Consider the following 24,704-nt stretch of genomic DNA (forward strand, 5'->3'; position numbering starts at 1 on the left):
ATGACTAACACACAACGGATTGTTATCACCCCAGGTGAACCGGCCGGGATTGGCCCTGATTTAGTCATTGCCTTGTGCCAACAACCTTGGCCGCACCAACTTGTCATTTGTGCTGATGCGCAGGTTATGGTAGAACGTGCGGCTCAATTAGGTTTACCTTTAACCATTTTACCTTATCAACCCGAGCTAACCGCTCAGCCGCATCAAGCGGGTACAATGACAATAGTTCAGGTTGATAGTGCCGTTAAGGTTGTCTGTGGGCAACTTAACGAGCAAAATGGTCTCTATGTATTAGCGACACTAGAGCGTGCAGCCTTAGGCTGTATGAATGGTGAATTCGCAGCGGTTGTTACCGGCCCCGTTCATAAAGGGATAATCAACCGCGCTGGGGTTTCTTTTAGTGGTCACACTGAGTTTTTTGCGCAGCAATCAAATACAGCGCAAGTTGTTATGATGCTCGCAACGGAGGGTTTACGGGTTGCTTTAGTGACAACTCATATTCCTTTAAATTGTGTCGCAAAAGCTATTACAGAGCCTCGACTTAAGCAAGTTATTCGTATCTTGCATGCTGATCTAGTAACTAAATTTGGCATTGAATTCCCTAAAATTTATGTTTGTGGACTCAATCCTCATGCCGGTGAAGATGGCTGTTTGGGCATGGAAGAAATTGATACCATTGCTCCAACATTAGAACAACTACGTCAACAAGAAGGCATGGATCTGATCGGACCGTTACCGGCTGATACCATCTTTCAAGAAAAATATTTAGCTAATGCCGATACGGTGTTAGCCATGTATCACGATCAAGGGTTACCGGTGCTGAAATACAAAGGCTTCGGTAAATCTGTCAACATTACGTTGGGACTTCCCTTTATCAGAACTTCAGTAGATCATGGTACCGCACTGGAACTCGCAGGTACTGGGCAAGCAGACATAGGTAGCCTTCGGACAGCGCTATCCCACGCCCTCGAATTGGTAGAAAAACAAGCATGAGCAGCGATCAAGTCCACTTAGGTCACCGCGCGCGTAAGCGCTTTGGCCAAAACTTTTTAAAAGACCCATATATTATTGATGGCATAGTGTCAGCGATTAATCCATTACCAGGCCAAAACTTGGTAGAAATTGGCCCTGGCCTTGGTGCAATCACTGAATATGTTGGTAAGTTAGTTGATAAATTTACTGTTATCGAACTTGACCGAGATTTGGCTGAGCGTTTACGTAATCACCCAGATTTAGCATCAAAATTAACGATTCACGAAGGCGATGCAATGCGCTTCGACTTTACGCAACTTATTCAACCGAATAACAAACTGCGTATCTTCGGTAACTTGCCTTATAACATTTCAACACCATTGATGTTCCACATTTTTGAATTCCATAAAGACGTGCAAGACATGCACTTTATGCTTCAAAAAGAAGTGGTGAATCGTCTTGCCGCAGGCCCTGGTAGTAAAGCTTATGGTCGTCTAACGGTCATGGCACAGTACTACTGTAAAGTAATGCCTGTACTTGAAGTGCCGCCAGAATCTTTTGTGCCAGCACCAAAAGTAGATTCAGCCGTAGTACGTTTAACGCCATATGAAGTATTACCGTTCCCATGTACTAACCGTAAATGGCTAGATCGTGTGTGTCGTGAAGGCTTCAACCAGCGTCGTAAAACAATTCGTAACTGTTATAAAGGCTTGTTCACTCCAGAACAACTTGAAGCGCTAGGGGTTAATCCTGGCCATCGCCCTGAAAACATTACAGTTGAACAATTTGTTGCTATGGCGAATTGGCTTGACGCTAATTTCCAAAAAGAAGAGCAATAACGTTATCGCGCATTCACAACCGCGCATATAACATCAGAACCCTGTGTAACATGTCACGTGTTAGACAGGGTTTTCTTTATTTATCAGCTAACAATACTAAAATGAGAATAAATCATCAGCAAAGGATATTGCCTGTGAGTATCTCATCACCTCCTACCATCAAATGCCACATTGTCACTCATTACTTAGCCGAACAATCACAACCAGAACTGCAACGTTATGTTTTTTCATATACCATCACCATTAAAAATTTAGGCAGAGGCAGCGCCCATTTACTTAAGCGGTATTGGTTAATCACTGATGCTAATGCTAAAAAATTAGTGATTGAAGGTGAAGGCGTTATTGGGCAACAACCTCATATTAATGCTGCGGATGAATTCACTTATACCAGCGGTACTATTATCGAAACGCCTGTGGGTGTTATGCAGGGTAAATACACCATGGAAGATGATGCTGGTAATATCTTTATGGTCGAGGTGGCACCATTTCGACTAGCAATGCCGAACATTCTTCATTAACCTAATGCGACTAATTTCATGTTAATTAACGCATTGATAATGGGAGCACCATGGCAACTTATCTTGTTGGGGATATTCAAGGCTGTTTACCCGATTTAAAAAAATTATTAGCACAAGCCAATTTCGATCCTCAAAACGATCATTTATGGCTTGCTGGCGATCTGGTTGCGCGCGGGCCTGAGTCTTTAGAAACATTACGCTTTGTAAAAGCATTAGGCGATCATGCTACGGTAATTTTAGGCAATCATGATCTACATTTACTGGCAGTATCTCATCAACTCGCACGCGCAAAGAAAAGCGACAATATCCATCAGATATTTAGCGCTGAAGATGGCCCAGAATTACTTAATTGGTTACGCCACCAGCCATTATTAGCGGAACATCCACACTATCCACTAGTGATGGTACATGCGGGTATCACACCACAATGGACACTTGAACAAGCACGTCAACATGCTCAAGAAGTTGAACAATTACTTCAGTCTGATGATTACGTGTGGCTATTAAAAAATATGTATGGTGATGGTCCTGATTGGTGGCAAGAGGATCTTTCGCGCTTAGAACGGCTACGATTTACGATCAACAGTTTTACGCGAATGCGATTTTGCGATCCTCTCGGTCGATTGGATATGCACTGCAAAGTACAACCCAACGATCCCGCTGCTGGAAATTTGATCCCTTGGTTTGATGTTCCGCGTGCTCAACCAGTAGGTAAAACCATTATCTTTGGCCATTGGGCGGCATTAATGGGCCACCAAGATGAACACTGTATTGGTTTAGACACTGGCTGCGTATGGGGCAATAGCTTAACCATGCTACGCTGGGAAGATCGACAACGATTTGTGACAGAGTGCCCGCTTTACGCCTGATCGGTCGTTATAAAAATGCCGACAATCATTTGTCGGCATTTTTGATATCAACAAAACAACCTTAACTATGATCGTTCTAGGATCACAAACTCCATCGCATACGCATTTTTATCATCGGCATCATAATGCTGATTTTCAACACGATGCCAATGATCACCCCACTCAGGAAATTGCGTATCACCGCCATCAATATCAGCATCAATAAAGGTTAAATATAATCTATCCGCTATCGGTAAACACGCTTGATAAATACTACCGCCACCAATGATCATTAGCTCAGGCGCATCACCTGCGGCTAATTTTGCAGCCGCCATATCACTAACGACAGTGATCCCTTCTGCATAAAAATCAGGATTACGGCTAATAACAATGTTTAATCGTCCCGGTAATGGTCGTCCAATTGATTCAAAGGTTTTACGTCCCATCACTATCGGTTTACCTAGCGTGCAATGCTTAAACCATGCAAAATCAGCGGGTAAATGCCATGGCATGCTATTGTCTTTACCAATGATCCGTTGGTGAGCCATTGCAGCGATCATACTGATCTTCATTTTGCATCTCCATTTACGTTGCCAGTATTCGTCTTGTCATTCTGTCGTAGTTATACCACAGGACGATGGCGATAGAACAATAACCCTGGCATCGCTAATCCAATTGCTAATGCAGCCACAATAAATATCGCTTTCAATACGTTATCGATCATCAATCCCCATAAAGCTAGCGAAAAGCCACGGTGATTAATTTCAACAATAGCAATCATGGCTTTAAAGGCAAATACCCCCGGTACCATTGGGATCAATGCAGCAACAGTAAACACTTTCGGATGGGCTAAAAAGCGATGTGACCAATGCACACCGATCATGCCGACTACCGTCGCAGCCACAAAAGTAGACCACTCGATCGACAGTCCCCAGTGCATCAATAGAAACCGTGTTCCATGACCAATTGCACCACCAATTGCACAATATTTTAAGGCTTTTTGAGGGACATTAAACACCAATGCAAACCCCAATGCAGGGATCATCGCCAGTAACATATCATTCAGTAACGCTAACATTAATGTCATAGTAACCACCCCCAAACACCCAGCACATTCATCGCGGCGATAATACCCATACAGGTTGATAAGGTTAATAAGGTTGCCTTTGTCCAACGGGCTAATCCCATGCTTGGAAAGCCTTTTACCATGTCAGCTACGGCATTAATTAATGGAAAACCAGGCACTAACATCAGTACCGATGAAGCCATCGCTAAAAAGGGTTGCGCACCTATATTATACACTTCACCAAGACCTGAAATGAGCGTGGTTACAAACGCTGTCACCCCGAAATTAAGCAGTGGATTAAAGTGATAACTGGCAATTTGTTGGCGGACATACATCCCCACAGAAGAGGCGCAAAAAGTCAGTAAAAACACAGGCCAATCTCCCCCGGCTAAACGACTAAATGCCGCACAGGATAAGCCAATCATAACCACCACTAACCAGCGATTATAACGTTGCGTTTTGATGTTTTCTAAGCGGTACTGAACATCATTCTCATCCAATAAACCCCGCTCAACAAGAATACAAATCCGTTGAATATCGGTCACTATTTGCATGTTGATACCACCGTCTTGGCAACGTCGAGTGGTGGTAATACAACAACCTAAATGGCGAGTACTGATCACCATTGAACTGGCTGATAATGACACTTCAACATGTTCAACACCAAGCGCAAGTCCCAATCGGCGAGTAACATCCATAATAACGGTACTCTCAGCACCATGTTGTAATAACCGTTGTCCCGCCGCTATTGCCAACCGAGTCACTTTCCGTTGCTGAGCCTCACTTAACGGGAGTAATACGCGATCCATGTCGATATCCATTTACAATCCATTATAAAAAACAGTTCAGATATACCTAGCATACCTAACCCACTACCACGCGTGTTGATTAAGCACAAAAAAAAGCCACACCTCAATGGTATGGCTTCTTATGCATGTCGCTCGATAATGGCTTATGGCTTATAGATGATTTCTACATCGTAATCATCTTCGTTCCAGTCATCCCAATCATCATCGTCGTCTTCATCCTGAACTTTCTTAATTTGTTCAGCGTGGTAATCATCCCACTTAAAGTCGACTTTATCTTCTTTCTGCTCTTCAATTTCATACTTAACACGAGGCAATGCTTCGATAGCAGCCATCAGATCATAAGTCAGCTCTTTAGTACCAATGCGATTTAACGCTGAAATACTATAGTGTTGGCCTTCCCATGCTAATGCTTCAAGCACTTCATTGATCTTTTCTTGTGCTTGTTCTTCGTCAAGAAGATCAGCTTTGTTAAATACGATCCAACGTGGCTTATTGCCTAGTTTATCGCTGTATTGCTCAAGCTCATTGATAATAGTAAAGGCATTCTCTACTGGATCAGAACCATCTGCTGGTAACAGATCAACCATGTGTAGTAACACACGACAACGCTCAAGGTGCTTCAAGAAGCGAATACCCAAGCCAGCACCGTCAGCAGCACCTTCAATTAGACCGGGAATATCAGCAACAACAAAACTACGCTCTGCATCAACACGTACCACGCCCAAGCTTGGAACAAGGGTAGTAAACGGGTAATCCGCTACTTTCGGCTTAGCCGACGATACAGCGCGAATGAAGGTAGATTTACCCGCATTAGGTAAACCTAGCATGCCCACATCAGCTAAAAGTAGAAGTTCTAGGCGTAAATGACGAATTTCACCTTTACTACCCATACTTTTTTGACGTGGTGCACGGTTTACAGATGATTTAAAGCGAGTGTTACCTAGGCCGTGGAAACCGCCTTTAGCCACCATTATTTTCATACCATGTTCAGTAAGATCGGCAATTACTTCGCCAGTATCTTCATCTATAGCACGTGTACCTACAGGCACAGTTAATACTTCATCCTCACCGCGTTTACCGGTACAGTTACCGCCACGGCCATTTTCACCGCGTTCAGCGGCATGGAAACGCTCAAAACGGTAATCAATTAGTGTATTGAAGTTTTCATCAGCATACAGGTAAACATCACCGCCGTCGCCGCCGTCGCCGCCATCAGGGCCGCCACGAGGAATGTACTTTTCAGTACGAAAACTTACTACACCATTACCGCCATCACCGGCATCGGCGCGAATAACCGCTTCATCTATAAACTTCATTTTTTTCTCCGCACTGTGGCGTTTAACATACTGCGATGAGGGCATTTAGCACATATCACCGCGTAGTAATTATTTCATGGACCTTGACTATTTGCTTGGGCTAATAAACTTATGGCCTATAGCACAACAAACAGCGCCACCTACCACAACTATAGCACCGAGATAACCCCATATATTCAAAGAGGCTGTCGTAACATATTGTGGCCAAGCCAAACTCGCAAGATCGACAAATAATATCGTAAACAAAGGAGCCAGTGTAATCACTGCACTCACTTGTGATGCTTGCCAACGTGACATTGCTTCTGCAAATGCACCATAGCCAACAAGCGTATTAATACAACAGAATAACAACATCCCTAATTGGCGGTTATCCATTGCGAAAATTTGTTGTGGTTGTGCCATTGGGGTCAGTATTACAGCACAGATAACATAAATCATCAGTAATATTTGTGCTGATGAAAATTGCCGTAATAGCCACTTCTGGGCCAGACCATAAACGACCCACACTAACGCGGCAGTAACAGCAAGGCTAACACCTACAGTATAGCCAGAAAAACTGGTAAACAGCTCAATAAGCCGTTCATTAAAGAATAAGATCAAACCACCAATCAGAGCAATTACACCCACAACTTGATGTCGACCTAATTTTTCTTTAAATACCCAAGCACTCGATACTAACAGCATCACTGGCGCTAATTGGATAAGAACTTGTACAACGTGAGAGTTTAAATATTTCAATGAGCTGTTATACAGCACAAAGTTCCCTGCAAGACCTAAGCTGCCGATGATTAACACCACACAACCCATGCGCCCAAGATTTGATATGATTGGTAATTTCTTACGCCACATTAAAAAAAGGCCTAAGCCAAATGCCGCGACAATAAAGCGGTACCAAACAATCGTAAAAGGATCCATCACTTCTACGGCTTGTTTCATTGCAATCGGTAAAGCGCCCCAAAAAACGGCGGTTGTCATTGCAAGAAAAAAACCAATCATAGGGCTGCGATCAATCATAAACCCTCCAGATATAAAAAGCCCCGCCAAAAAGGCAGGGCTTTAATATTCGTGTCGATTCTGAAAATTATTCAGCGTCGATAGATACGAATTTACGGTTTTTAGGACCTTTAACTTCAAACTTCACTTTACCGTCAGATAGAGCGAATAGAGTATGGTCTTTACCTAGGCCAACGTTTGTGCCAGCGTGGAACTTAGTACCACGTTGACGAACGATGATGTTGCCTGCTAATACAGACTCGCCACCAAAACGCTTAACACCTAGGCGTTTGCTTTCTGAATCACGGCCGTTATTAGTAGAACCGCCAGCTTTTTTATGTGCCATCTTTAAATTCTCCTGTTATTAAGCGCTGATGCCAGTAATTTTGACTTCAGTGAACCACTGACGGTGGCCCATTTGCTTACGAGAGTGCTTACGACGACGGAACTTAACGATTTTAATCTTATCGCCACGACCGTGAGTAACAACTTCAGCAGTTACTTTACCGCCAGTTACAAATGGTGCGCCTACAGATACTTCTTCGCCATTAGCTACTAAAAGTACTGAGTCAAATTCAATGCTAGCGCCAGTTTCAGCATCTAGTTTTTCTAAGCGTAAGGTTTGGCCTTCGCTTACACGGTGTTGTTTACCACCACTTTGGAAAACAGCGTACATGTCTTACTCCGCTTCTCCGCATAGGCCATTTGCCACGTCTAAAATGGGCAATGGGTATGCGCTTAATCTTGTCATCAATAGGGCGCGAATGTTACGCGAAAAGAGACTTTGTGGCAAGCCATTCTCGAAAGAAAATTGGTGAAAAGCTACCCAACACAAAAACTGTTTGAAATAGCTGTATTTGAGGTTATGACGATATGGTTATTTTAGTGTAAGATTCACGTATCAATTCGAAATATTTTCCGCCCTACGCGGCTAACAATCTTGCTGGACGTATAATGGATTTTAAAGCTATCCAAGCGCTCACCGCCAACGATATGGCGGAAGTCGACGCGAAGATACAGGCGCAACTGAACTCAGATGTCGCCCTGATTAATCAACTCGGATTCTACATTGTAAACAGTGGTGGAAAACGTATTCGCCCTATGCTCGCTGTATTAACAGCTCGCGCACTTGGCTATGACGGTGATAAACACATCACAGCCGCTGCTTTTGTTGAATTTATTCACACTGCCACATTACTTCATGATGATGTGGTTGATGAATCAGATATGCGTCGAGGCAAAGAAACTGCAAACGCCGCTTTTGGGAATGCCGCTAGTGTGTTAGTGGGTGACTACATTTATACGCGCTCATTTCAGATGATGACAAGCCTAAGATCCTTAAGGATCCTTGATATCATGAGTGAAGCAACTAATGTGATCGCTGAAGGTGAAGTGTTGCAGTTAATGAACTGTAATGATCCTGACACCACAGAAACAAGCTACATGCAGGTGATTTACTCAAAAACGGCCCGTTTATTTGAAGCATCAACTCAAATAGCCGCAATTATTGCTGATGCCTCAGCGGAAGTTGAAGTTGCACTGCAAGAGTATGGTCGTTATCTAGGTACCGCTTTCCAGTTAATTGATGATGTTCTTGACTATGTTGCCGATGGCAAAGAAATGGGCAAAAATGTTGGCGATGATCTTGCAGAAGGTAAGCCGACATTACCGTTACTTCATGCAATGCACCATGGCGATCAAGCACAAGCAACAATGATTAGAGACGCGATTGTACATGCTAATGGTATGGATAAACTTGATGCTATTTTAGCTTGTATGCATCAACACGGCTCATTAGAGTACACCCAACAACGTGCTGAACAAGAAGCACAAAAAGCCATTGCCGCACTAGCCCCTATTGCTGAGTCAGATTATAAACAAGCTCTGATTACGCTTGCTCATATGGCTGTACAACGTAAAAAATAATCACCTCCCCCTTTTATCAAAAACCTGTCTTTTTAATGGCAGGTTTTTTTTACCTCATGTCCTATACCAATACCTAGAGTACGATCAACCATGATCTATACTATAGCTATCACACCAATTTTATGAGCTATAGACCAAGAAGGCGATCATGGATATTAATCATTTAACAACGGGTATGTGGGTAGAATCTCATCACGGGGTAGGAAAAGTGATCGGCATAGATCATCAATATCATTCGGCGATCATTGAACACGGTCAAGATCACCAATTACAGTCGATTGACGTTGCTGATCTTATCGAACAGCCTCAACTTCATAATGGCTGTGAACGCTATTATTAACATTCGTACTCTTTAGAACATAAAAAAGCGGCTTTAATTTTAATTAAGCCGCTTTTTTTATGCTTACTTTTTTAAACTTAGTAGAACCACGACTTATTTAGCCGCAAACTCTTCACCAAGTGCGATATCTGCACGTAATGTCTCAAGCATACTTTCTAAGGCATTTTGTTCAAACGCACTTAATTTACCGTAATCCATTACTTCTTCAATACCCTCTTTACCCAATAGTACAGGTTGAGCGAAGAAACGAGTATGCTGACCATCACCTTCAACGTAAGCGCATTCAATTACACCTTGCTCGCCTTGTAATGCACGTACCATAGCCAAACCAAAGCGACATGCCGCTTGCCCCATAGATAACGTTGCAGAACCACCACCGGCTTTAGCTTCTACAACTTCAGTACCTGCATTTTGAATACGTGGTGTTAGCGCTTTCACTTCATCTTCAGTAAAGCTCACACCGTCAACTTGTGATAACAATGGTAAAATTGTCACACCCGAGTGGCCCCCAATAACAGGAACACGAATATCACACGGTGAAACACCTTTAAGTTCTGCAACAAACGTTTCAGAACGGATCACATCTAACGTTGTAATACCAAACAGCTTACGCTTATCGTATACACCCGCTTTTTTTAATACATCAGCAGCAATTGCAACCGTGGTATTGACCGGATTTGTAATAATACCAACACAAGCGGTTGGGCATACTACTGCAATTTTTTCAGCTAATGATTTTACGATTCCTGCATTAACATTAAATAAGTCAGCACGATCCATTCCAGGTTTACGCGCAACACCTGCAGAAATAAGTACAACATCAGCACCTTCCAGTGCGGGTGTTGGATCGTCCCCACAATACCCTTTAATTGCTACGGGTGTTGGGATATGACTTAAATCAGCCGCAACACCGGGTGTTACTGGCGCTATATCATATAAAGCAAGATCTGAGCCTGCAGGTAAGCGGTTTTTCAATAGCAATGCTAATGCTTGACCAATACCACCAGCCGCACCAATTACAGCAACTTTCATGTTCGTTCTCCTTTACGATAGAAGTATCTTTATTGACGTGGGTACAATCTAATCCAGTTAATAATCGTAGTAACTGAATAACAATCCATGGACGTTATATTAAGCGAAAAAAAAATACAATCATCTCCGACTCGCTTTGCGAAGTAACGCAGAATCCCATAAAAATGCACTCAAATGCTTTTATCAGACAAATAAATTATAAATTTAATCATGACTATGTTTTAGACCTATTCAATTAATTAGTTATGATAAAACAATGACAAGAGTCACAATAAAAATTTTTATGTATACCAAAAATACGATTTCACATATTTATTTTGATGCACTTTGTTTGCCAGTGAGTCACAGGTTATGCAAAAATGGTTTACCTCGTCCCTGTAGATAATATTTACTTATGCGAAATTCAGACAAACAAGAACGTTTAGTTAAAGCATTTAAATTAATTTTAAAAGAAGAAAAATTCAGTTCTCAAGGTGAGATTGTTGAAGCGTTGAAAGCACAGGGTTTTGATAATATTAACCAATCAAAAGTCTCTCGCATGCTAACAAAATTCGGCGCAGTACGTACTCGCAATGCCAAAATGGAAATGGTGTATTGCTTACCGATTGAACTTGGCGTTCCAACAATCACTAGTCCATTAAAAGAATTAGTGATGGAAATTGGCTTTAACAGCGCATTAGTTGTGATTCATACTGGCCCTGGCGCAGCACAAGTCATTGCTCGTTTACTTGACTCATTAGGTCGAGCAGAAGGGATCCTTGGCGTTGTCGCTGGTGATGATACTATTTTTATCACACCAACAAATAATATCACTACAACTGAGCTTCACGAGACAGTATGTGATCTATTTGATTATAGTAACTAATCAATAATTAGGGTCTATCTCACTGTTATAGCATTAAATAAATGCTCAAGAAACATAGACCCTGAGTTTTAGTACCATTCCAATTAATTAAAAATACTCAGCTATTTTTATGATGGTTGACGTTGATCATACCCCCAACGCGGCACCAGTCCTTGCTCTATATTTAAATGATCTAATATTCGCGCCACCATAAAATCAACCAAATCATCAATGGTTTGTGGTTGATGATAAAACCCCGGAGCCGCAGGCATAATCGTCACCCCCAGTTGCGATAACTTAAGCATATTTTCTAAATGAATACTTGAGAATGGCGTTTCTCTGATCACCAGTAATAATTGACCGCGTTCTTTGATAACGACATCTGCCGCCCGTTCAAGCAAGTTATTTGACATACCATAAGCCACAGATGCCAACGTCGATGCCGAACAAGGACAAATTATCATTTGCTTTGGTGCCGCAGAACCAGATGCTACCGGTGAAAACCAATCTTCTTTACCGCAAACGACCAATTTTTCAGCTGGACACTGTAAATGTGCGACTAATTGTTGCTGTGCCGTATCAGGAGCCGCTGATAATTTAAGTCCATGTTCAGTGGCTAATACCACTCGAGCAGCAGATGAAATCAACAGATAAACCTGATAATCTGCCGCCAATAAACATTCAAGCAAACGCAAACCATAAGGAGCACCAGACGCACCCGTCCATGCTAATGTTATCTGTTTATTTTTCATTATTTCTCACTTTATTTTGCTGTTAATGCGGCTAATAATTTGTCATGAATACCACTAAAACCACCATTACTCATCACTAAAATCGTATCACCTGATTGAGCGGATTCAACAATATTAGCCACCAGCGTATCAATATTATCACTACAAAATGCAGGTTGAGGACATTGATCGGCAATTTCCTGCACTGACCATGGAATATTATCTGGTTGAAATAAAAACACTTCATCCGCAGCATGTAATGCAGGCGCTAAATCGTGTTTATGGACTCCTAATTTCATCGTATTTGAACGCGGTTCAAGCACGGCAAGAATACGAGACTGATCCAATTTAGCTCTTAACCCACCTAATGTTAATTCAATAGCCGTTGGATGATGCGCAAAATCATCATAAACCGTAATGCCATTAACCTCGCCTTTATATTCTAATCGACGCTTAGTATTGATAAATTTAGCTAATGCCTCACACGCTAAATTTGCCGTTACGCCAACATGTCGAGCTGCTGCAATCGCCATTAAAGCATTATTGACATTATGATCGCCCACTAATGCCCAATCAACAGTACCGACTAATTGATCATCAAGATAAACATCAAACACACTGCCATCCGCCAGCTTTTTATCGGCACGCCAATGGCCATCATCACCGATATATTCCAACTCACTCCAGCATCCCATAGCTAACGTCTCATCGATATTTTTCACTCCATGTGGCGCTAAAATACGTCCATTACTTGGTACTGTTCGTACAAGATGATGGAATTGACGCTGAATAGCTTTTAGATCATCAAAAATATCAGCATGATCAAACTCAAGGTTATTCATGATCAATGTGCGAGGTTGGTAATGAACAAACTTCGAACGTTTATCAAAAAAAGCACTGTCATATTCATCGGCTTCAACAACAAAGAACATACTTTCACCTAGGCGAGCAGAAATGCCAAAGTTTCCAAGTACTCCGCCCACTAAAAAGCCCGGTTGATAACCACAATCATCTAGTACCCACGCTAACATACTTGCCGTCGTCGTTTTACCATGTGTTCCAGCCACCGCCATTACCCAGCGATCTTGTAATAAATAATCATGTAGCCACTGCGGACCTGAGGTATAACGTAAATTATTATTAAGCACATATTCAACACATGGATTACCACGGCTCATGGCATTACCAATAACGACTAAATCAGGCGCTGGTTTTAATTGTTCAGGATCATATCCTTGAATTATTTCAATACCTTGAGACTCAAGCATGGTACTCATTGGTGGGTATACATTGGCATCAGAACCCGTCACTTTATGACCAAGTTGAGTCGCTAATGTGGCAGCGCCTCCCATAAATGTTCCACAAATACCTAAAATATGAATATGCATACTGCTGTTTCCATCCTTAAATTTTATTAATGTCACGCTTTGACGTTACTTCGTTACCATAAAAAAGATCTTTATATACAATTCTTTATATAACAAAAAATACTGTGAGGCATTAGCACTCATTACACATTGAGATCCAACAAGTATACAACTGAACCTACATCATCTTATGACAACATAATGCAAGGATTGTTTATGACCGATATTAGAACGCTTGGTGAATTTATTGTCGAGAAACAGAGTGATTTTCCTCATGCCAGTGGCGAACTATCCTCACTACTCGGCTCGATAAAACTAGCGGCTAAAATCGTAAACCGCGAAATCAATAAGGCCGGATTAGCCGATATAACCGGATCCGTTGGTGCAGAAAATATTCAAGGTGAAGAACAACAAAAACTCGACCTTTATGCCAACGATAAATTCAAAGCTGCATTAGAAGCGCGCGATCAAGTGTGCGGCATTGCCAGTGAAGAAGAAGATCTAGCGGTTAGCTTTAAGCGGCAGTTAAACCGAGATGCTAAATATGTAGTGCTAATGGATCCTCTTGATGGCTCATCTAATATCGATGTTAACGTATCCGTTGGAACAATTTTCTCTATTTATCGTCGTATATCACCCGTAGGCTCACCAGCCATTGATGCCGACTTTCTTCAACCCGGCCACCGCCAAGTCGCCGCGGGTTATGTTATCTATGGTTCATCCACCATGCTAGTTTATACCACAGGTAATGGCGTCCATGGTTTTACTTATGATCCCTCACTGGGTGTATTTTGCCTCTCTCATGAAAATATGCAAATTCCTGTTGATGGTAATATTTACTCCATCAACGAAGGCAATTATATTCGTTTTCCATTAGGCGTTAAAAAATACATAAAATATTGCCAAGAATATGTACCACAAGATAACCGCCCCTACACATCACGCTATATCGGATCTTTAGTTGCTGATTTCCATCGTAATTTATTAAAAGGCGGCATCTACCTTTACCCAAGTACTGCCAATTATCCCAATGGGAAATTACGGCTATTATATGAATGTAATCCGATGGCATTATTAATCGAACAAGCTGGCGGACGAGCAACAGATGGCCAACAACGTATTTTAGATCTCGTGCCAACCGAGTTACATCAACGGGTACCTTTTTTTGTTGGCTCAACCAATATGGTCAACAAAGTAGAAGCCTTCCTTCACGAAATAGATGAATAACAACCACTAATATTCAAGGTGGTATTAACCACCTTGAGATAACCAATAATGTCTCCAGCCATCGTTATTTCCTCAACGACGGTATCATGGTGGTGGTTGTGTTTAATATCAATCATGATAACCTCAACATATGCAACATTTAACTAACATAAAAGAGGACTATTCATGAGTTTAAATAAAGTCACAGCAGGACAAGATCTTCCTCACGATATTAATGTGATTATTGAGATTCCAGCCAATGCTGATCCTATCAAATACGAAGTCGATAAAGCCAGTGGTGCCATATTTGTTGATAGATTCACCTCAACACCGATGTTTTACCCATGTAACTATGGCTATATTAATCACACCCTTTCCCTTGATGGCGATCCAGTTGATGTATTAGTGCCAACCCCATATCCATTACTTGCAGGCTCAGTGATTCGCTGTCGTCCTATTGGGGTATTAAAAATGACAGATGAATCAGGTGAAGATGCCAAAATTGTCGCCGTTCCTCATAGCAAACTCAGTTCAGAATATGATCATATTCTGAATATCGATGATCTTCCAAGCTTATTGAAAGCACAAATAGTCCACTTTTTTGAACATTACAAAGAATTAGAAGCTAACAAGTGGGTCAAAATTGATGGTTGGGAAAATGTAGCGGCAGCAAAAGAAGAAATCATCACCTCATTTGAACGTGCACAAAAATAGCGATCAACGTCAATGAAGCAGATACTAAAATATAAATTATTAATAACCATACTTAGTCTTACGGCTATAGTGCCAATAAGTTATTCCCAGAATGTTTCTGTACAACAATTTTGGCAACTACAGCAACAACAACCACATGTCATTATCGACGTTAGAACACCAACCGAGTTCTCACAAGGACATCTCACTTCGGCTATCAATGTCCCTTATCAAGATATTGCAACCATAATGACGGCCTATAAAGATAAAGATCAACCGATCTTACTGTACTGTAAATCAGGTCGACGAGCAGAAATAGCAGCAACAACGTTACAAGAGCGAGGATACACCGCAGTATATAATGGGCGTAATTATCAAGATCTCAAAGCAACACAACCACATCCAATCCCATAATAACATGATAAAAAAAGCCCGATTATCACTAATCGGGCCTTTCATTATCAGTGTACAGACGCTAAAGCATCAGGTTGTGATTAATTAAATTCAAATTGGTAAAGTAAATCCACGGTCTGATCAAGACCAGAAACTGCTTCAACATACAGATTCCGCAATAATCGATAGCGCAAAGTAAATTCATCTACTTGGTTAAAGATACCTACCCCATACTTCACTTGTAATCCAGGAGCAATATAACCACTGATCGTCACTTGCGAATCATCACCCGCCCCCGACGTTGATAAGCTAAGATCTTTAACGCCCACAGCCTCACCAACATCACCGACTAATTGACCACTTTGTGCCAAGCCAATACCAATCAATGCCGTTGTCATGGCGCTGTTACTACCATCGGAGTTTTCAGAATCAAGATTCTTACCCGTTAGAATATATGACAAGGCATTTTGTTGCGGCATCGCGGGATCTGAGAAGATATTTACTTCAGGTTTATCAGCAGGGCCCGTAACACGCACACCAGCAATCACATCATCTTCAACATTATCTGGATCTCGAATCGCTTCGATAGAAAGATAAGGTTGTTCTGCTGGACCATTAAACAAAATTTGTCCTTTACGGATCAATAATTCTTGTCCTAGTGCGCGGTAGTACGATCCTTTAGCAATATTGACTTCACCATAAATCATCGGTCCTTTACCTGCTTGGCGGACATTTAAATCCCCCAACAAACCTGCTTTTAAGCCAAAGGCAGACAATTTAACATCATCGCCAATATGAACAAAAATATTGGTTTTAATATCAAATGGTACTTCTGGTTTTTCTTTTAATGGCTGCATGTCATCTTTTAAGATCACTTGATCTTTTGATACTCTCACCGCTGATTTAGGTAACTGATTAACTGTAATTCGTCCCCACGGGATACCGATTTTTCCGGTAATTTCAGCCATTGTTGGTGATGCTTCAATGGTTAAATCTGGCGATACCTTCAATGCAACCATTGGTGGTACACTTACTTTTAACTCTTTACCGTTAATGTTCAGCTTCGTTTTCCAAGCCTTCATATCCTGCCAATCACCAGTACCCCGCAGCAATAACTGTCCATCTGGCGTATAAATATTACCCATTAGAGTGGCGTTATAACCATTAAAGGCTAGTTTAATATCTGCATTTTTAATATCTAATGGTACTTTACGTCCTGTTGCCTCTAGCTTAGACACTTGTAATAAGCCATTAACCGCAGGATGTAAGATAGGGCCGGTCACTGTTAAGTTCGTATCAACTTGACCATCAAACTTATGATAATCTTTGATCATCGGTTCAAGGAATCCGAGGGTAAAACGATCAAGCTTAACATTGGCATTGATCTGCTTATCACCTTGCAGATTAGTGATCTTTGCGCGACCACTTAAATCACCATTATTTTTAATCGCAACTAACCAATTCGCATTTAATACATTATCTTGCATATCCGCATTAACGGTCACTTTATCCCAGCCTAACGTTAGCGGTTGTTCATCACTACTGATCTGTTGGCTAAAACCACCAGCAGGCATAATGATATTCGCTTTTAGATAAGGCGCTGTTTTAGGTGACCATTTAGCATCAACATTCGCACCTAATTCACCCGTCAGTTTTAATTCTGGCGGTAAGAACGGTTTTAACAAATCAAAGTTAAATTTACGAATAGCTAACTGCGCCTGACCTGACGTTCCGGCACTAAGATCATTAGTTAAGCAAATACCCGCTTGCCCTTGTTGCCAACAATGGGCACCAACAGTTGCCATCGCTGTTTTAAGATCATAGCGAATCAAGGTCGGATGATTCAATACCCAGTTACCAACAGGTGTACTAATATCACCTTTAACTAACGTACCTTTCCAGCCCATTTTCTTATTAAAGTCACCATTGATCAATATATTAGCACCAACAGGTTCACCTTTCGCATTAACACTTAAACTGTGTTGTTGCTCAGTACCTTTAAATAAGATCTTAAGATCATCAAGGGTTGTTGTGCCATATTTACCTTTAGCAGCGGTTAAACTAACATCCGCCTTCATATCAGGCAAAGGGGTCACATTACCTTTAAGATCAAACGATGCTAAGCTTGCTAACTGCTGCCACCCTAAATCATTACCTTGTAAATCAAGCTTAATATCCGGAGTCGCCATACTGCCCGATAACATTACATCACCATTAACAGCACCGTGAAGGCCTTTTAATGATTTTGATAAATTTGGCGCATCAATATTAGCAACCATATTCCATGTTTTATCTAGCTGGCCTTTCACCACCAGTCCATTAGGACCATGTTTTAATGTTAGCCCTGGTGTATTTACTCGAAGTAAATCACCTTTACCATTAGCATCAGATGCGTCTAACTTACCAACCAACGTTAACGCTTGTTTCATGATGGTGCCGTTAACTGCCAACTGTGGCAATTTAACAAACCAACCACCTTGCTTGGTTAAACCACCGGAAGTCGCAAGCTTACCACTTACATTGCCTTGCGCTGCTGGCCATTGTAACCCCGGTTGAATATCAGCAAATTCTAGTTGCCCGCTCCAATTGACTAAATCTTTCCAGCTCGCTTTTGCGTTACCAGAAATAACACCACCCAAGGTATTAATTTTTAATGATGAAAGGTCAACCTTATTAAGATCGCCTTTACCATTAAGCGCAAACATTACAGCAGGCATCGGTTTACCATTAATGTTACTTTTCGCATTAAATGTAAAACCGTTCAAGCTGCCTTTTGCATCAATAATAGTCTTATCAACCGTAAATTCAGCCGGCTTATCGATTGGCCACTGTAGGTGTTGGCTAGAGATTGCCACATCAAATGGAAAATCAGCTTTTAACGGTGATAGCTGACCTTTAACAATAGCGTCTAATTTACCTTTAAGCTGCGCATCAACAACTAACTTTTGTAATGAACCACTCGCTTTTAACGTTAAGGTTTGACCACTAACTGGTTTCATTGCGATGTTAGCATCAGCATTTAATGTTAAAGGATAATCACCCGCTAATGTTACTTGTGCCTTCGCGTTTAAATTCGCTTGTGGTGCATCAAGCTGTAACTTTTTAAGGTTAATTTCACTCCCTTTTCCTGATGCTATCACCTCAAGTAAAGATACTTTTTGTGGTGTTTTACCTTCTAATTCGAAATTTTTAACAGTAAAACGTTCAATATCAAACGACATTGGTAAGACGACATCAGGCAACGTGATAACAGTAGCATCAGATTTAGCCTTAACTTTTACTTTTGGCTTTGCTTTAGATTTTACAGGCTTTTCCGCAGGAGCAAGTGCTAACTTAATATTATCCCAATCGGTCGGCTTTAACGTTACATGGCTGCCAATAACCGTTGCGGCAGTAGAGAAATGTTGCCAATTCACCTTATTCGATAAGATATCAAGATCAATATTATCTAAAGTAACGTGATCAACTTTAATGGGAATAGGCAGACTAATTTCAGTTACCGGTTTTGATGGTTGCTCGGGCTCAGTGGTTGGCGGCAATGTTGGCATTGAAAACTTAACACCGTTAACCCCTACATCTGAAATACAAATTTCAGGCGTCAATAAACAACTATCATCCAAGGTTAGATTTAGCTGTTTAACGGCTAAATTCATATTGCTGTCTTGATAGCGTACATTATCAACTTGAAAGCCACGTAATAGAGAGCCTGAAGTATCACCTATAGATAACGCAGGTAACGCTTTTTGCGCTCCCCAACTGGCAAATTTCAACCCTGCTGGGGTATATAAGATCACTGCAATAGTGATCACTAAAAACAATAAAATTGCTAAAATAGTCAGGGATATGCGCTTCACCCAGATCATAATTCAGGCCCTAAAGAAAAGTGAAGTTGAAACTTATCCTTGTCGGGTTTATCAAGCCCCCAAGCAAAGTCAATACGAACCGGACCCACGGGAGATGCCCAACGAACACCGAAACCAGTACCTCGCATCCAATCCGGTTTGTTGTCATTCCATGTCGAACCATAATCATAAAATAATGCACCCCACCAATCGCCATACAAACGGTACTGGTACTCAATACTGCTAGTCGCCATATATTGACCACCGACCATACGACCTAAATCATTACGTGGTGAAATAGACTCATAGCCATAGCCTCGAATACTATTATCACCACCAATAAAGTAGCGTAATGATGGTGGAATATCACGAATGTTATCTGCCAGTACAGCTCCCCCCGCAATACGGAAAAGGCCTCGTTGGTTTTCACTTAAGGTGCGGATCCATGCCGATTTTGCTTGTATACGAATTAAGCTCGTATTTGAACCTAACGATTTATCTGCAAATTCGACAGAAAAATTATACTTACTACCAGACGTTGGGAATACACCACCAGTAAACTGACTCTTACTGTAGGAAAGCCCTGGCAAGAAGACATTGAAGGTACCGCTTTCATCACCACCTTGCTTATACTTTTCATTAAGCCAATGCAGTGAAACAGTACGTTCCCATCCAGAGCTTAGCTTCCAGTGTCGTTCAACACCTAAACCTAATTGGGTACTAATGGTATCGTGATTATCAACATAACGAATACCACCAACAATTTGATAATAGTTATTTAAAACATCATCTAATGGTATTTTATAGGCGGCTTCAAGCTTTGGTTGTTCTTTTGATATCTCAGATTTAAGGTAAAAGCTGTGGCCATTACTAGTGATCCATGGCTTTTTCCAATTAAATTTCAATCGCGGACCCGTATCCGTTGAAAAACCGATACCAGTTTCAATTTGATTTCTAACTTGAGGAGTTAAAGCAACCTCAATCGGAATTTTATCATCCTTACGCTTGGTAACATCGCCACCAACATAAATAGATGAAAACCAGCCAACGTTAGATAAGCGTTCATTATATAAACCTAATTTAGAGGCTAAATAAGGTTCATTTTCGGTATAAGGAATCATTGAACGAAGACGTTCATCTTTGATTTGACTCCCGGTAAAATTGGTATCACCAAAGGTATAACGACGCCCAGAGTCAAAATCTATCGTAATAATCGCTTCATTACGAGTAGGAATAACACCTAATTCACTTCTCTTTAGCTCAGCGTCAAAGTAACCACGGCGTACAGCCAGGCTTTGTAACGCTGATTTTAAGGCTTCATATTTACCCTGATTAAGCGCCATTCCAACGCCTAATCCACTATTTTTTAATAATGAAACAAAGGCAGGATCATTGTTAGCATCCCCAGTAATAATGATATTACTTTGGCTAATATGAGTACGAGGGCCAGCATCAACGGTAACAGTTATATCCGTCTTTTTGCCACTTCCTTTAACCTGATAGTCATACGTTGGCTGATAATAGCCTAACGCTTGCAATGCTTGACTGATTTCAGATTTAACCTGCTCTTGAAAGCGTAAGGTATTACTATAATCATTTTTAGAGATAGCCGATAAATAGGCATCGACATTATCTTCAAGACTACTGTTTAATCCCTTAACTTTAAGAGATGCCGCCATTGCCGGACTTGATAACACTAAGGCAAAAGATGCGACACCCAGCCATTGATAAACTTTATTCATTCAAATTATGCTTCTTGGAAAAAATTAGAATCATTCACACAGTCTATTTTGGCAAATGGTGTAGATCTATACCAACAATAGCTACAAATATTATTGACAATAAATCACTCAATTAATATATGAGTCATTAATAACGCATCCTATTAGTCTTATTTATTTAAAGTCCAACAACTTTTATAATGATATCAAGGCATCTTGCATAACAAAAGTGTTACATAGCAACTAAATAATTTACAGATCATTATTCTCTTTTTAAACAAACAAAACGAATGCTCGATACTCTATCTAAATATTATCAATAAGCATTGCAAAATCAAAACAACAATTCTGTTACTGATAAATTCTCATTTAGGTCATTGAACATAGTTTAAACAATGCTCACTGAAAGTACTTTAATTGCTTTATTTACTTCAGATATTACGCTCAATACTTTAAGATCAGTAGATTGTGGTGAAATTAATCGACCATAGTCAAATTCAAAACAGCCAATCCCCATAATAAAAATTCGCCCTCGAAAGAAATTCTTAACATGTTTTGCAATTTGCATTGGACGATATACTTGAAATATTCTCAACATAAATCCTCACGTAATAATTAATAAAACACAGTAATTTTTATTCATCATCAAACATGCAAACAGTTTGCCATATAGAACAGACATCAATAATTAGCAGTAATAAACCAGAATAATAATTATTTGATAAATAGAAGTCATATCACGAATAACATCAAGCACAGACAATAATAATTATATATAAGATATTATTAACTATAATGTTTATGAGTATAATACCGACGATCGCCCAAGCCAAGAACCTTGAAAAAGGTATAGTATTTACCCCTGCTACAGTAACAAACAAAAGGTGAACTTGTACTGAACAATAACAGTATTAGTTATTAGTCTTGGCGCTGTACTCAACTAACAGAAAAAGTGCATATCATCATAGCTAGCACTGGAAGAACTTCAGTGCAAAATAAATATCAAATGAGTCAATACGATCAGTGATACACAATTTCCAAAAGTAAAATATCAAGCAACAACTATCACCAACCAAGATAATGATCTTTGGGGAACGTCGAGATTTATCAAAAAAGACAAATACCGTACCAACATAAAAAGGAATTAAACTACCGACAAATCATCATATTAGTAAATATAAATCTATAACGACTATTTACTACTTAAGAAATATTGATTCAGGCCGTTATTAGTAACGGTCTGATAGTTAGTAGATATTTAATAATGGCAACAACACAACCACCATCAAAAAATCGATTACGAACGAATAGTAAGAGCCGTACTCATGCCTTAGCACAACATTTTGGTTATGATGGATTAATTAACTCTAACAATGAACTCTCATTAACTAAAAGATACCTTAATAGTCAACAATTACAGTATCAGTGCGAACAATCTAATATCGAAACCATATTTAAACTGACTTATGATGAATGTAATAATGAAACGACAACAGAGCCGGATCCTGATTGGTTAGTACGCTTCATTAAAATGGCGAAACAGGTTTATAGTTCATCAATGCAAAGATTATGGGCTCAAATTCTCAAACAAGAACTGACACATCCAGGAACAACCTCGTTAAGAGCACTCACTATTCTAATATCAATGACTCACAAAGAAGCATTGTTATTTCAACGTATTATGAGCGTAAGCTGTCAGATTAATAACAATAAAGATAGAAAGATTATTACGAGTATTAAAACAACAAAGAAAGTCATTTACTTTTGGACAAAGAATAATAGCTACCCAATCGAATACCATCAATATGCTCTTCCCTATTCAAGTATTATTATTTTAATGGACTTAGGACTAATATTAAAAACAGAGTTTGAATCAAGTAAAATCAATCCTAGACAGAGTATTCAATTATATTTTCAGAGTATTAGCTATACCTTAAATAGTTATAACAAGAACACATCTTTTACCTATTATCGTATATCTCCTATCGGACAAGAACTTGCATCCCTAATAGACTATAACAGTAATAATAAGTATCAAGACTATCTATTAAATACCCTCGCATCAGTATTCACAATTACAACATAGCAATAAAACAAATAGAATTAGATAACTATCAGTAAACTATTGGAATAATGCGTCAATAGAACACTTTTTTAGGTACCTTAAAACGAAGCTGATTCCAACGGTGAATTATTGCTCATCAAGTAAAGCTAAAGTACCGATCACTAAACATATTATACGGTCAAACCACATCAATATAATAGCTAGTTGGCACCAAGTGAATCAGAAAGCAGATTTAACAATAAAGACAAATCCGTGGTCAGTTTTACTTAACCACTTTATGAATAACCTCACTATAACAACAAGAACAAGATAATTTTAAAATTTAAGATTAAAACGATACTTAGATCTCTAACCATATAGATCTTAATAGAATCGATATATGGCTCGATATGTTTAGCAAGAAGAATTGGCGAAGCTATCGATGAATAAAAATAACATATCAATAGTAATAAAAAAGTTCGTCATACTATTTAATTGTAAATGGTCTAGAAGGCATACTAACGATATTGCAACTCAGCTTAATAAAGTCCGTCTCATTAAACTTCAGTCTTATTCCCCAAAACTTAATCCTCTTGAACAAGTTTGGAGTTGATTACGACAATACAACTGCCCTATCAAAGTTTTACTCATTATAACTACCAAAATAGCCATGTCGCATGATCATTTTTTACAAACAAAAAAAACATTAATAGTTAGATTCAGGTTTCTTTAATAATGGCGGAGTGGACAAGACTTGCCAACGCTAACATTACAACCAGAGCATCAGCGCATCCATCTCCCATCTAATAATAGCCGTGACTGGCCGCTAAGCTTTCCAATAGAAAATTAACCAACAGAACTACCTTGTTATCGTGATCATTTTCTACAGACGAAAAAAAACCTGAATCATTCGATTCAGGTTTCTTCAATAATGGCGGAGTGGACGGGACTCGAACCCGCGACCCCCGGCGTGACAGGCCGGTATTCTAACCAACTGAACTACCACTCCGCAGTGTCTATTCAGCATAAATGCAACTTGTTGTCTCTACCTTTATAAAAAGATAAAAACGAAATTAAAGCCTGGCGATGTCCTACTCTCACATGGGGAGACCCCACACTACCATCGGCGCTATTACGTTTCACTACTGAGTTCGGCATGGGATCAGGTGGGTCCATAACGCTATGGTCGCCAAGCAAATTCTGT

Annotated in this window: 26 protein-coding genes, 1 tRNA gene and 1 rRNA gene; 12 read left to right on the forward strand and 16 right to left on the reverse strand. The window is 40.1% G+C overall.

Annotated elements, in window-relative coordinates; genetic code table 11:
- From pdxA to C9J51_RS15100, 4 genes are all read left to right on the forward strand, one after another.
- On the forward strand, positions 1-993 hold the full coding sequence (gene pdxA, locus C9J51_RS15085) for a 4-hydroxythreonine-4-phosphate dehydrogenase PdxA (RefSeq protein ID WP_045036426.1): 993 nt from the start codon (positions 1-3) through the stop codon (positions 991-993).
- Complete coding sequence (rsmA, locus tag C9J51_RS15090) at positions 990-1,811, forward strand: 16S rRNA (adenine(1518)-N(6)/adenine(1519)-N(6))-dimethyltransferase RsmA (protein WP_045039669.1); 822 nt, start codon at positions 990-992, stop codon at positions 1,809-1,811. The genes pdxA and rsmA overlap by 4 nt, the downstream gene beginning before the upstream one ends.
- A 101-nt stretch (positions 1,812-1,912) precedes the next feature.
- Entirely contained in the window at positions 1,913-2,329 is a 417-nt protein-coding gene (gene apaG, locus C9J51_RS15095; RefSeq protein ID WP_373455647.1) for a Co2+/Mg2+ efflux protein ApaG, read from the forward strand.
- A gap of 50 nt (positions 2,330-2,379) precedes the next feature.
- Positions 2,380-3,198: a symmetrical bis(5'-nucleosyl)-tetraphosphatase gene (locus C9J51_RS15100; protein WP_045039671.1), complete on the forward strand. Its 819-nt coding sequence runs from the start codon at positions 2,380-2,382 to the stop codon at positions 3,196-3,198.
- 65 nt (positions 3,199-3,263) lie between these two features.
- Here C9J51_RS15100 and folA read toward each other — a convergent pair whose 3' ends face one another.
- The 7 genes from folA to rplU all read right to left on the reverse strand — a co-directional run bounded on the left by folA (position 3,264) and on the right by rplU (position 8,037).
- Positions 3,264-3,749, reverse strand: a complete 486-nt coding sequence (gene folA, locus C9J51_RS15105; protein ID WP_045039672.1) for a type 3 dihydrofolate reductase — start codon at positions 3,747-3,749, stop codon at positions 3,264-3,266.
- Between the two features lie 50 nt (positions 3,750-3,799).
- Complete coding sequence (locus C9J51_RS15110; RefSeq protein WP_045038642.1) at positions 3,800-4,264, reverse strand: threonine/serine exporter family protein; 465 nt, start codon at positions 4,262-4,264, stop codon at positions 3,800-3,802.
- Entirely contained in the window at positions 4,261-5,064 is an 804-nt protein-coding gene (locus C9J51_RS15115; RefSeq protein ID WP_244907477.1) for a threonine/serine exporter family protein, read from the reverse strand. The genes C9J51_RS15110 and C9J51_RS15115 overlap by 4 nt, the downstream gene beginning before the upstream one ends.
- A 131-nt stretch (positions 5,065-5,195) precedes the next feature.
- Positions 5,196-6,368, reverse strand: a complete 1,173-nt coding sequence (gene cgtA, locus C9J51_RS15120) for an Obg family GTPase CgtA (protein ID WP_045038641.1) — start codon at positions 6,366-6,368, stop codon at positions 5,196-5,198.
- 87 nt (positions 6,369-6,455) lie between these two features.
- Positions 6,456-7,382 carry a DMT family transporter gene (locus C9J51_RS15125; protein WP_107237518.1) on the reverse strand — a complete coding sequence of 309 codons (927 nt, stop codon included), beginning with the start codon at positions 7,380-7,382 and terminating at the stop codon, positions 6,456-6,458.
- Between the two features lie 67 nt (positions 7,383-7,449).
- A complete protein-coding gene (gene rpmA, locus C9J51_RS15130; RefSeq protein ID WP_036796188.1) occupies positions 7,450-7,707 on the reverse strand; it encodes a 50S ribosomal protein L27 in 258 nt (85 codons plus the stop codon).
- Positions 7,708-7,725: 18 nt separating this feature from the next.
- Positions 7,726-8,037 (reverse strand): 50S ribosomal protein L21, encoded by a 312-nt coding sequence (gene rplU / locus C9J51_RS15135; RefSeq protein WP_045028003.1) that lies wholly within the window; start codon positions 8,035-8,037, stop codon positions 7,726-7,728.
- A 278-nt stretch (positions 8,038-8,315) separates the two neighbouring features.
- Here rplU and ispB point away from each other — a divergent pair, with 278 nt between their 5' ends.
- Complete coding sequence (gene ispB / locus C9J51_RS15140; RefSeq protein WP_045039673.1) at positions 8,316-9,287, forward strand: octaprenyl diphosphate synthase; 972 nt, start codon at positions 8,316-8,318, stop codon at positions 9,285-9,287.
- A gap of 148 nt (positions 9,288-9,435) precedes the next feature.
- Positions 9,436-9,627: a hypothetical protein gene (locus C9J51_RS15145; protein WP_045038638.1), complete on the forward strand. Its 192-nt coding sequence runs from the start codon at positions 9,436-9,438 to the stop codon at positions 9,625-9,627.
- A gap of 93 nt (positions 9,628-9,720) precedes the next feature.
- Here the strand turns inward: C9J51_RS15145 and mdh are convergent, their stop codons facing one another.
- Positions 9,721-10,659: a malate dehydrogenase gene (mdh, locus tag C9J51_RS15150; protein WP_045038637.1), complete on the reverse strand. Its 939-nt coding sequence runs from the start codon at positions 10,657-10,659 to the stop codon at positions 9,721-9,723.
- A gap of 394 nt (positions 10,660-11,053) precedes the next feature.
- On the opposite strand from mdh, the gene argR reads away from it, so the two are divergent.
- Entirely contained in the window at positions 11,054-11,524 is a 471-nt protein-coding gene (gene argR / locus C9J51_RS15155) for a transcriptional regulator ArgR (RefSeq protein ID WP_045038636.1), read from the forward strand.
- A 107-nt stretch (positions 11,525-11,631) separates the two neighbouring features.
- Here the strand turns inward: argR and C9J51_RS15160 are convergent, their stop codons facing one another.
- Both C9J51_RS15160 and mpl read right to left on the reverse strand, forming a co-directional pair.
- On the reverse strand, positions 11,632-12,255 hold the full coding sequence (locus C9J51_RS15160; protein ID WP_045038635.1) for a flavin prenyltransferase UbiX: 624 nt from the start codon (positions 12,253-12,255) through the stop codon (positions 11,632-11,634).
- A gap of 11 nt (positions 12,256-12,266) precedes the next feature.
- The gene (gene mpl / locus C9J51_RS15165) at positions 12,267-13,622 is read right to left on the reverse strand and encodes a UDP-N-acetylmuramate:L-alanyl-gamma-D-glutamyl-meso-diaminopimelate ligase (RefSeq protein WP_107275235.1); all 1,356 of its coding nucleotides are present in this window, start codon (positions 13,620-13,622) and stop codon (positions 12,267-12,269) included.
- Between the two features lie 195 nt (positions 13,623-13,817).
- On the opposite strand from mpl, the gene fbp reads away from it, so the two are divergent.
- Positions 13,818-14,828 carry a class 1 fructose-bisphosphatase gene (fbp, locus tag C9J51_RS15170; protein WP_045038633.1) on the forward strand — a complete coding sequence of 337 codons (1,011 nt, stop codon included), beginning with the start codon at positions 13,818-13,820 and terminating at the stop codon, positions 14,826-14,828.
- On the opposite strand, the gene C9J51_RS19715 is transcribed toward fbp, so the two are convergent.
- On the reverse strand, positions 14,810-14,944 hold the full coding sequence (locus C9J51_RS19715; RefSeq protein WP_258179647.1) for a hypothetical protein: 135 nt from the start codon (positions 14,942-14,944) through the stop codon (positions 14,810-14,812). The two genes, fbp and C9J51_RS19715, sit on opposite strands and share 19 nt — an antisense overlap.
- 49 nt (positions 14,945-14,993) lie before the next feature.
- Between C9J51_RS19715 and ppa the strand changes: the two genes are divergently transcribed.
- Both ppa and C9J51_RS15180 read left to right on the forward strand, forming a co-directional pair.
- On the forward strand, positions 14,994-15,521 hold the full coding sequence (gene ppa, locus C9J51_RS15175) for an inorganic diphosphatase (RefSeq protein ID WP_045039674.1): 528 nt from the start codon (positions 14,994-14,996) through the stop codon (positions 15,519-15,521).
- Between the two features lie 12 nt (positions 15,522-15,533).
- Complete coding sequence (locus C9J51_RS15180; RefSeq protein WP_045038631.1) at positions 15,534-15,914, forward strand: rhodanese-like domain-containing protein; 381 nt, start codon at positions 15,534-15,536, stop codon at positions 15,912-15,914.
- Positions 15,915-15,994: 80 nt separating this feature from the next.
- On the opposite strand, the gene tamB is transcribed toward C9J51_RS15180, so the two are convergent.
- From tamB to C9J51_RS15195, 3 genes are all read right to left on the reverse strand, one after another.
- Positions 15,995-19,756 (reverse strand): autotransporter assembly complex protein TamB, encoded by a 3,762-nt coding sequence (tamB, locus tag C9J51_RS15185; RefSeq protein WP_045039675.1) that lies wholly within the window; start codon positions 19,754-19,756, stop codon positions 15,995-15,997.
- Entirely contained in the window at positions 19,753-21,477 is a 1,725-nt protein-coding gene (tamA, locus tag C9J51_RS15190; protein ID WP_045039676.1) for an autotransporter assembly complex protein TamA, read from the reverse strand. Before tamA ends, tamB begins: the two co-directional genes overlap by 4 nt.
- Before the next feature lie 367 nt (positions 21,478-21,844).
- Positions 21,845-22,054, reverse strand: a complete 210-nt coding sequence (locus C9J51_RS15195; RefSeq protein WP_045038628.1) for a DUF1107 domain-containing protein — start codon at positions 22,052-22,054, stop codon at positions 21,845-21,847.
- Between the two features lie 421 nt (positions 22,055-22,475).
- On the opposite strand from C9J51_RS15195, the gene C9J51_RS19775 reads away from it, so the two are divergent.
- Positions 22,476-22,604 carry a YtfJ family protein gene (locus C9J51_RS19775; protein ID WP_107237524.1) on the forward strand — a complete coding sequence of 43 codons (129 nt, stop codon included), beginning with the start codon at positions 22,476-22,478 and terminating at the stop codon, positions 22,602-22,604.
- 116 nt (positions 22,605-22,720) lie between these two features.
- Positions 22,721-23,542 (forward strand): TIGR03899 family protein, encoded by an 822-nt coding sequence (locus tag C9J51_RS15205; protein ID WP_045039677.1) that lies wholly within the window; start codon positions 22,721-22,723, stop codon positions 23,540-23,542.
- Between the two features lie 890 nt (positions 23,543-24,432).
- Here C9J51_RS15205 and C9J51_RS15210 read toward each other — a convergent pair.
- Together C9J51_RS15210 and rrf are read right to left on the reverse strand one after the other, a co-directional pair.
- Positions 24,433-24,509 (reverse strand) — tRNA-Asp (locus C9J51_RS15210).
- 69 nt (positions 24,510-24,578) lie between these two features.
- Positions 24,579-24,694, reverse strand: a 5S ribosomal RNA gene (gene rrf, locus C9J51_RS15215).
- Positions 24,695-24,704: the final 10 nt, after the last annotated feature.

Origin of the sequence: Photobacterium iliopiscarium (assembly GCF_003026395.1) — a bacterium.
Taxonomy (GTDB): domain Bacteria; phylum Pseudomonadota; class Gammaproteobacteria; order Enterobacterales; family Vibrionaceae; genus Photobacterium; species Photobacterium iliopiscarium.

Excerpts from the sequence above, each read along its gene's own strand:
- C9J51_RS15125 (WP_107237518.1), bottom strand. The coding sequence starts at position 7,382 with ATGATTGATCGCAGCCCTATGATTGGTTTTTTTCTTGCAATGACAACC.
- C9J51_RS15100 (WP_045039671.1), top strand. The coding sequence starts at position 2,380 with ATGGCAACTTATCTTGTTGGGGATATTCAAGGCTGTTTACCCGATTTA.
- ppa (WP_045039674.1), top strand. The coding sequence starts at position 14,994 with ATGAGTTTAAATAAAGTCACAGCAGGACAAGATCTTCCTCACGATATT.
- tamB (WP_045039675.1), bottom strand. The coding sequence starts at position 19,756 with ATGATCTGGGTGAAGCGCATATCCCTGACTATTTTAGCAATTTTATTG.
- apaG (WP_373455647.1), top strand. The coding sequence starts at position 1,913 with ATGAGAATAAATCATCAGCAAAGGATATTGCCTGTGAGTATCTCATCA.
- C9J51_RS15180 (WP_045038631.1), top strand. The coding sequence starts at position 15,534 with ATGAAGCAGATACTAAAATATAAATTATTAATAACCATACTTAGTCTT.
- mdh (WP_045038637.1), bottom strand. The coding sequence starts at position 10,659 with ATGAAAGTTGCTGTAATTGGTGCGGCTGGTGGTATTGGTCAAGCATTA.
- C9J51_RS15205 (WP_045039677.1), top strand. The coding sequence starts at position 22,721 with ATGGCAACAACACAACCACCATCAAAAAATCGATTACGAACGAATAGT.
- folA (WP_045039672.1), bottom strand. The coding sequence starts at position 3,749 with ATGAAGATCAGTATGATCGCTGCAATGGCTCACCAACGGATCATTGGT.
- cgtA (WP_045038641.1), bottom strand. The coding sequence starts at position 6,368 with ATGAAGTTTATAGATGAAGCGGTTATTCGCGCCGATGCCGGTGATGGC.
- rpmA (WP_036796188.1), bottom strand. The coding sequence starts at position 7,707 with ATGGCACATAAAAAAGCTGGCGGTTCTACTAATAACGGCCGTGATTCA.
- C9J51_RS15145 (WP_045038638.1), top strand. The coding sequence starts at position 9,436 with ATGGATATTAATCATTTAACAACGGGTATGTGGGTAGAATCTCATCAC.
- fbp (WP_045038633.1), top strand. The coding sequence starts at position 13,818 with ATGACCGATATTAGAACGCTTGGTGAATTTATTGTCGAGAAACAGAGT.
- C9J51_RS15110 (WP_045038642.1), bottom strand. The coding sequence starts at position 4,264 with ATGACATTAATGTTAGCGTTACTGAATGATATGTTACTGGCGATGATC.
- C9J51_RS15115 (WP_244907477.1), bottom strand. The coding sequence starts at position 5,064 with ATGGATATCGACATGGATCGCGTATTACTCCCGTTAAGTGAGGCTCAG.
- ispB (WP_045039673.1), top strand. The coding sequence starts at position 8,316 with ATGGATTTTAAAGCTATCCAAGCGCTCACCGCCAACGATATGGCGGAA.
- tamA (WP_045039676.1), bottom strand. The coding sequence starts at position 21,477 with ATGAATAAAGTTTATCAATGGCTGGGTGTCGCATCTTTTGCCTTAGTG.
- pdxA (WP_045036426.1), top strand. The coding sequence starts at position 1 with ATGACTAACACACAACGGATTGTTATCACCCCAGGTGAACCGGCCGGG.
- C9J51_RS19715 (WP_258179647.1), bottom strand. The coding sequence starts at position 14,944 with ATGATTGATATTAAACACAACCACCACCATGATACCGTCGTTGAGGAA.
- C9J51_RS15160 (WP_045038635.1), bottom strand. The coding sequence starts at position 12,255 with ATGAAAAATAAACAGATAACATTAGCATGGACGGGTGCGTCTGGTGCT.
- argR (WP_045038636.1), top strand. The coding sequence starts at position 11,054 with ATGCGAAATTCAGACAAACAAGAACGTTTAGTTAAAGCATTTAAATTA.
- mpl (WP_107275235.1), bottom strand. The coding sequence starts at position 13,622 with ATGCATATTCATATTTTAGGTATTTGTGGAACATTTATGGGAGGCGCT.
- rsmA (WP_045039669.1), top strand. The coding sequence starts at position 990 with ATGAGCAGCGATCAAGTCCACTTAGGTCACCGCGCGCGTAAGCGCTTT.
- C9J51_RS15195 (WP_045038628.1), bottom strand. The coding sequence starts at position 22,054 with ATGTTGAGAATATTTCAAGTATATCGTCCAATGCAAATTGCAAAACAT.
- rplU (WP_045028003.1), bottom strand. The coding sequence starts at position 8,037 with ATGTACGCTGTTTTCCAAAGTGGTGGTAAACAACACCGTGTAAGCGAA.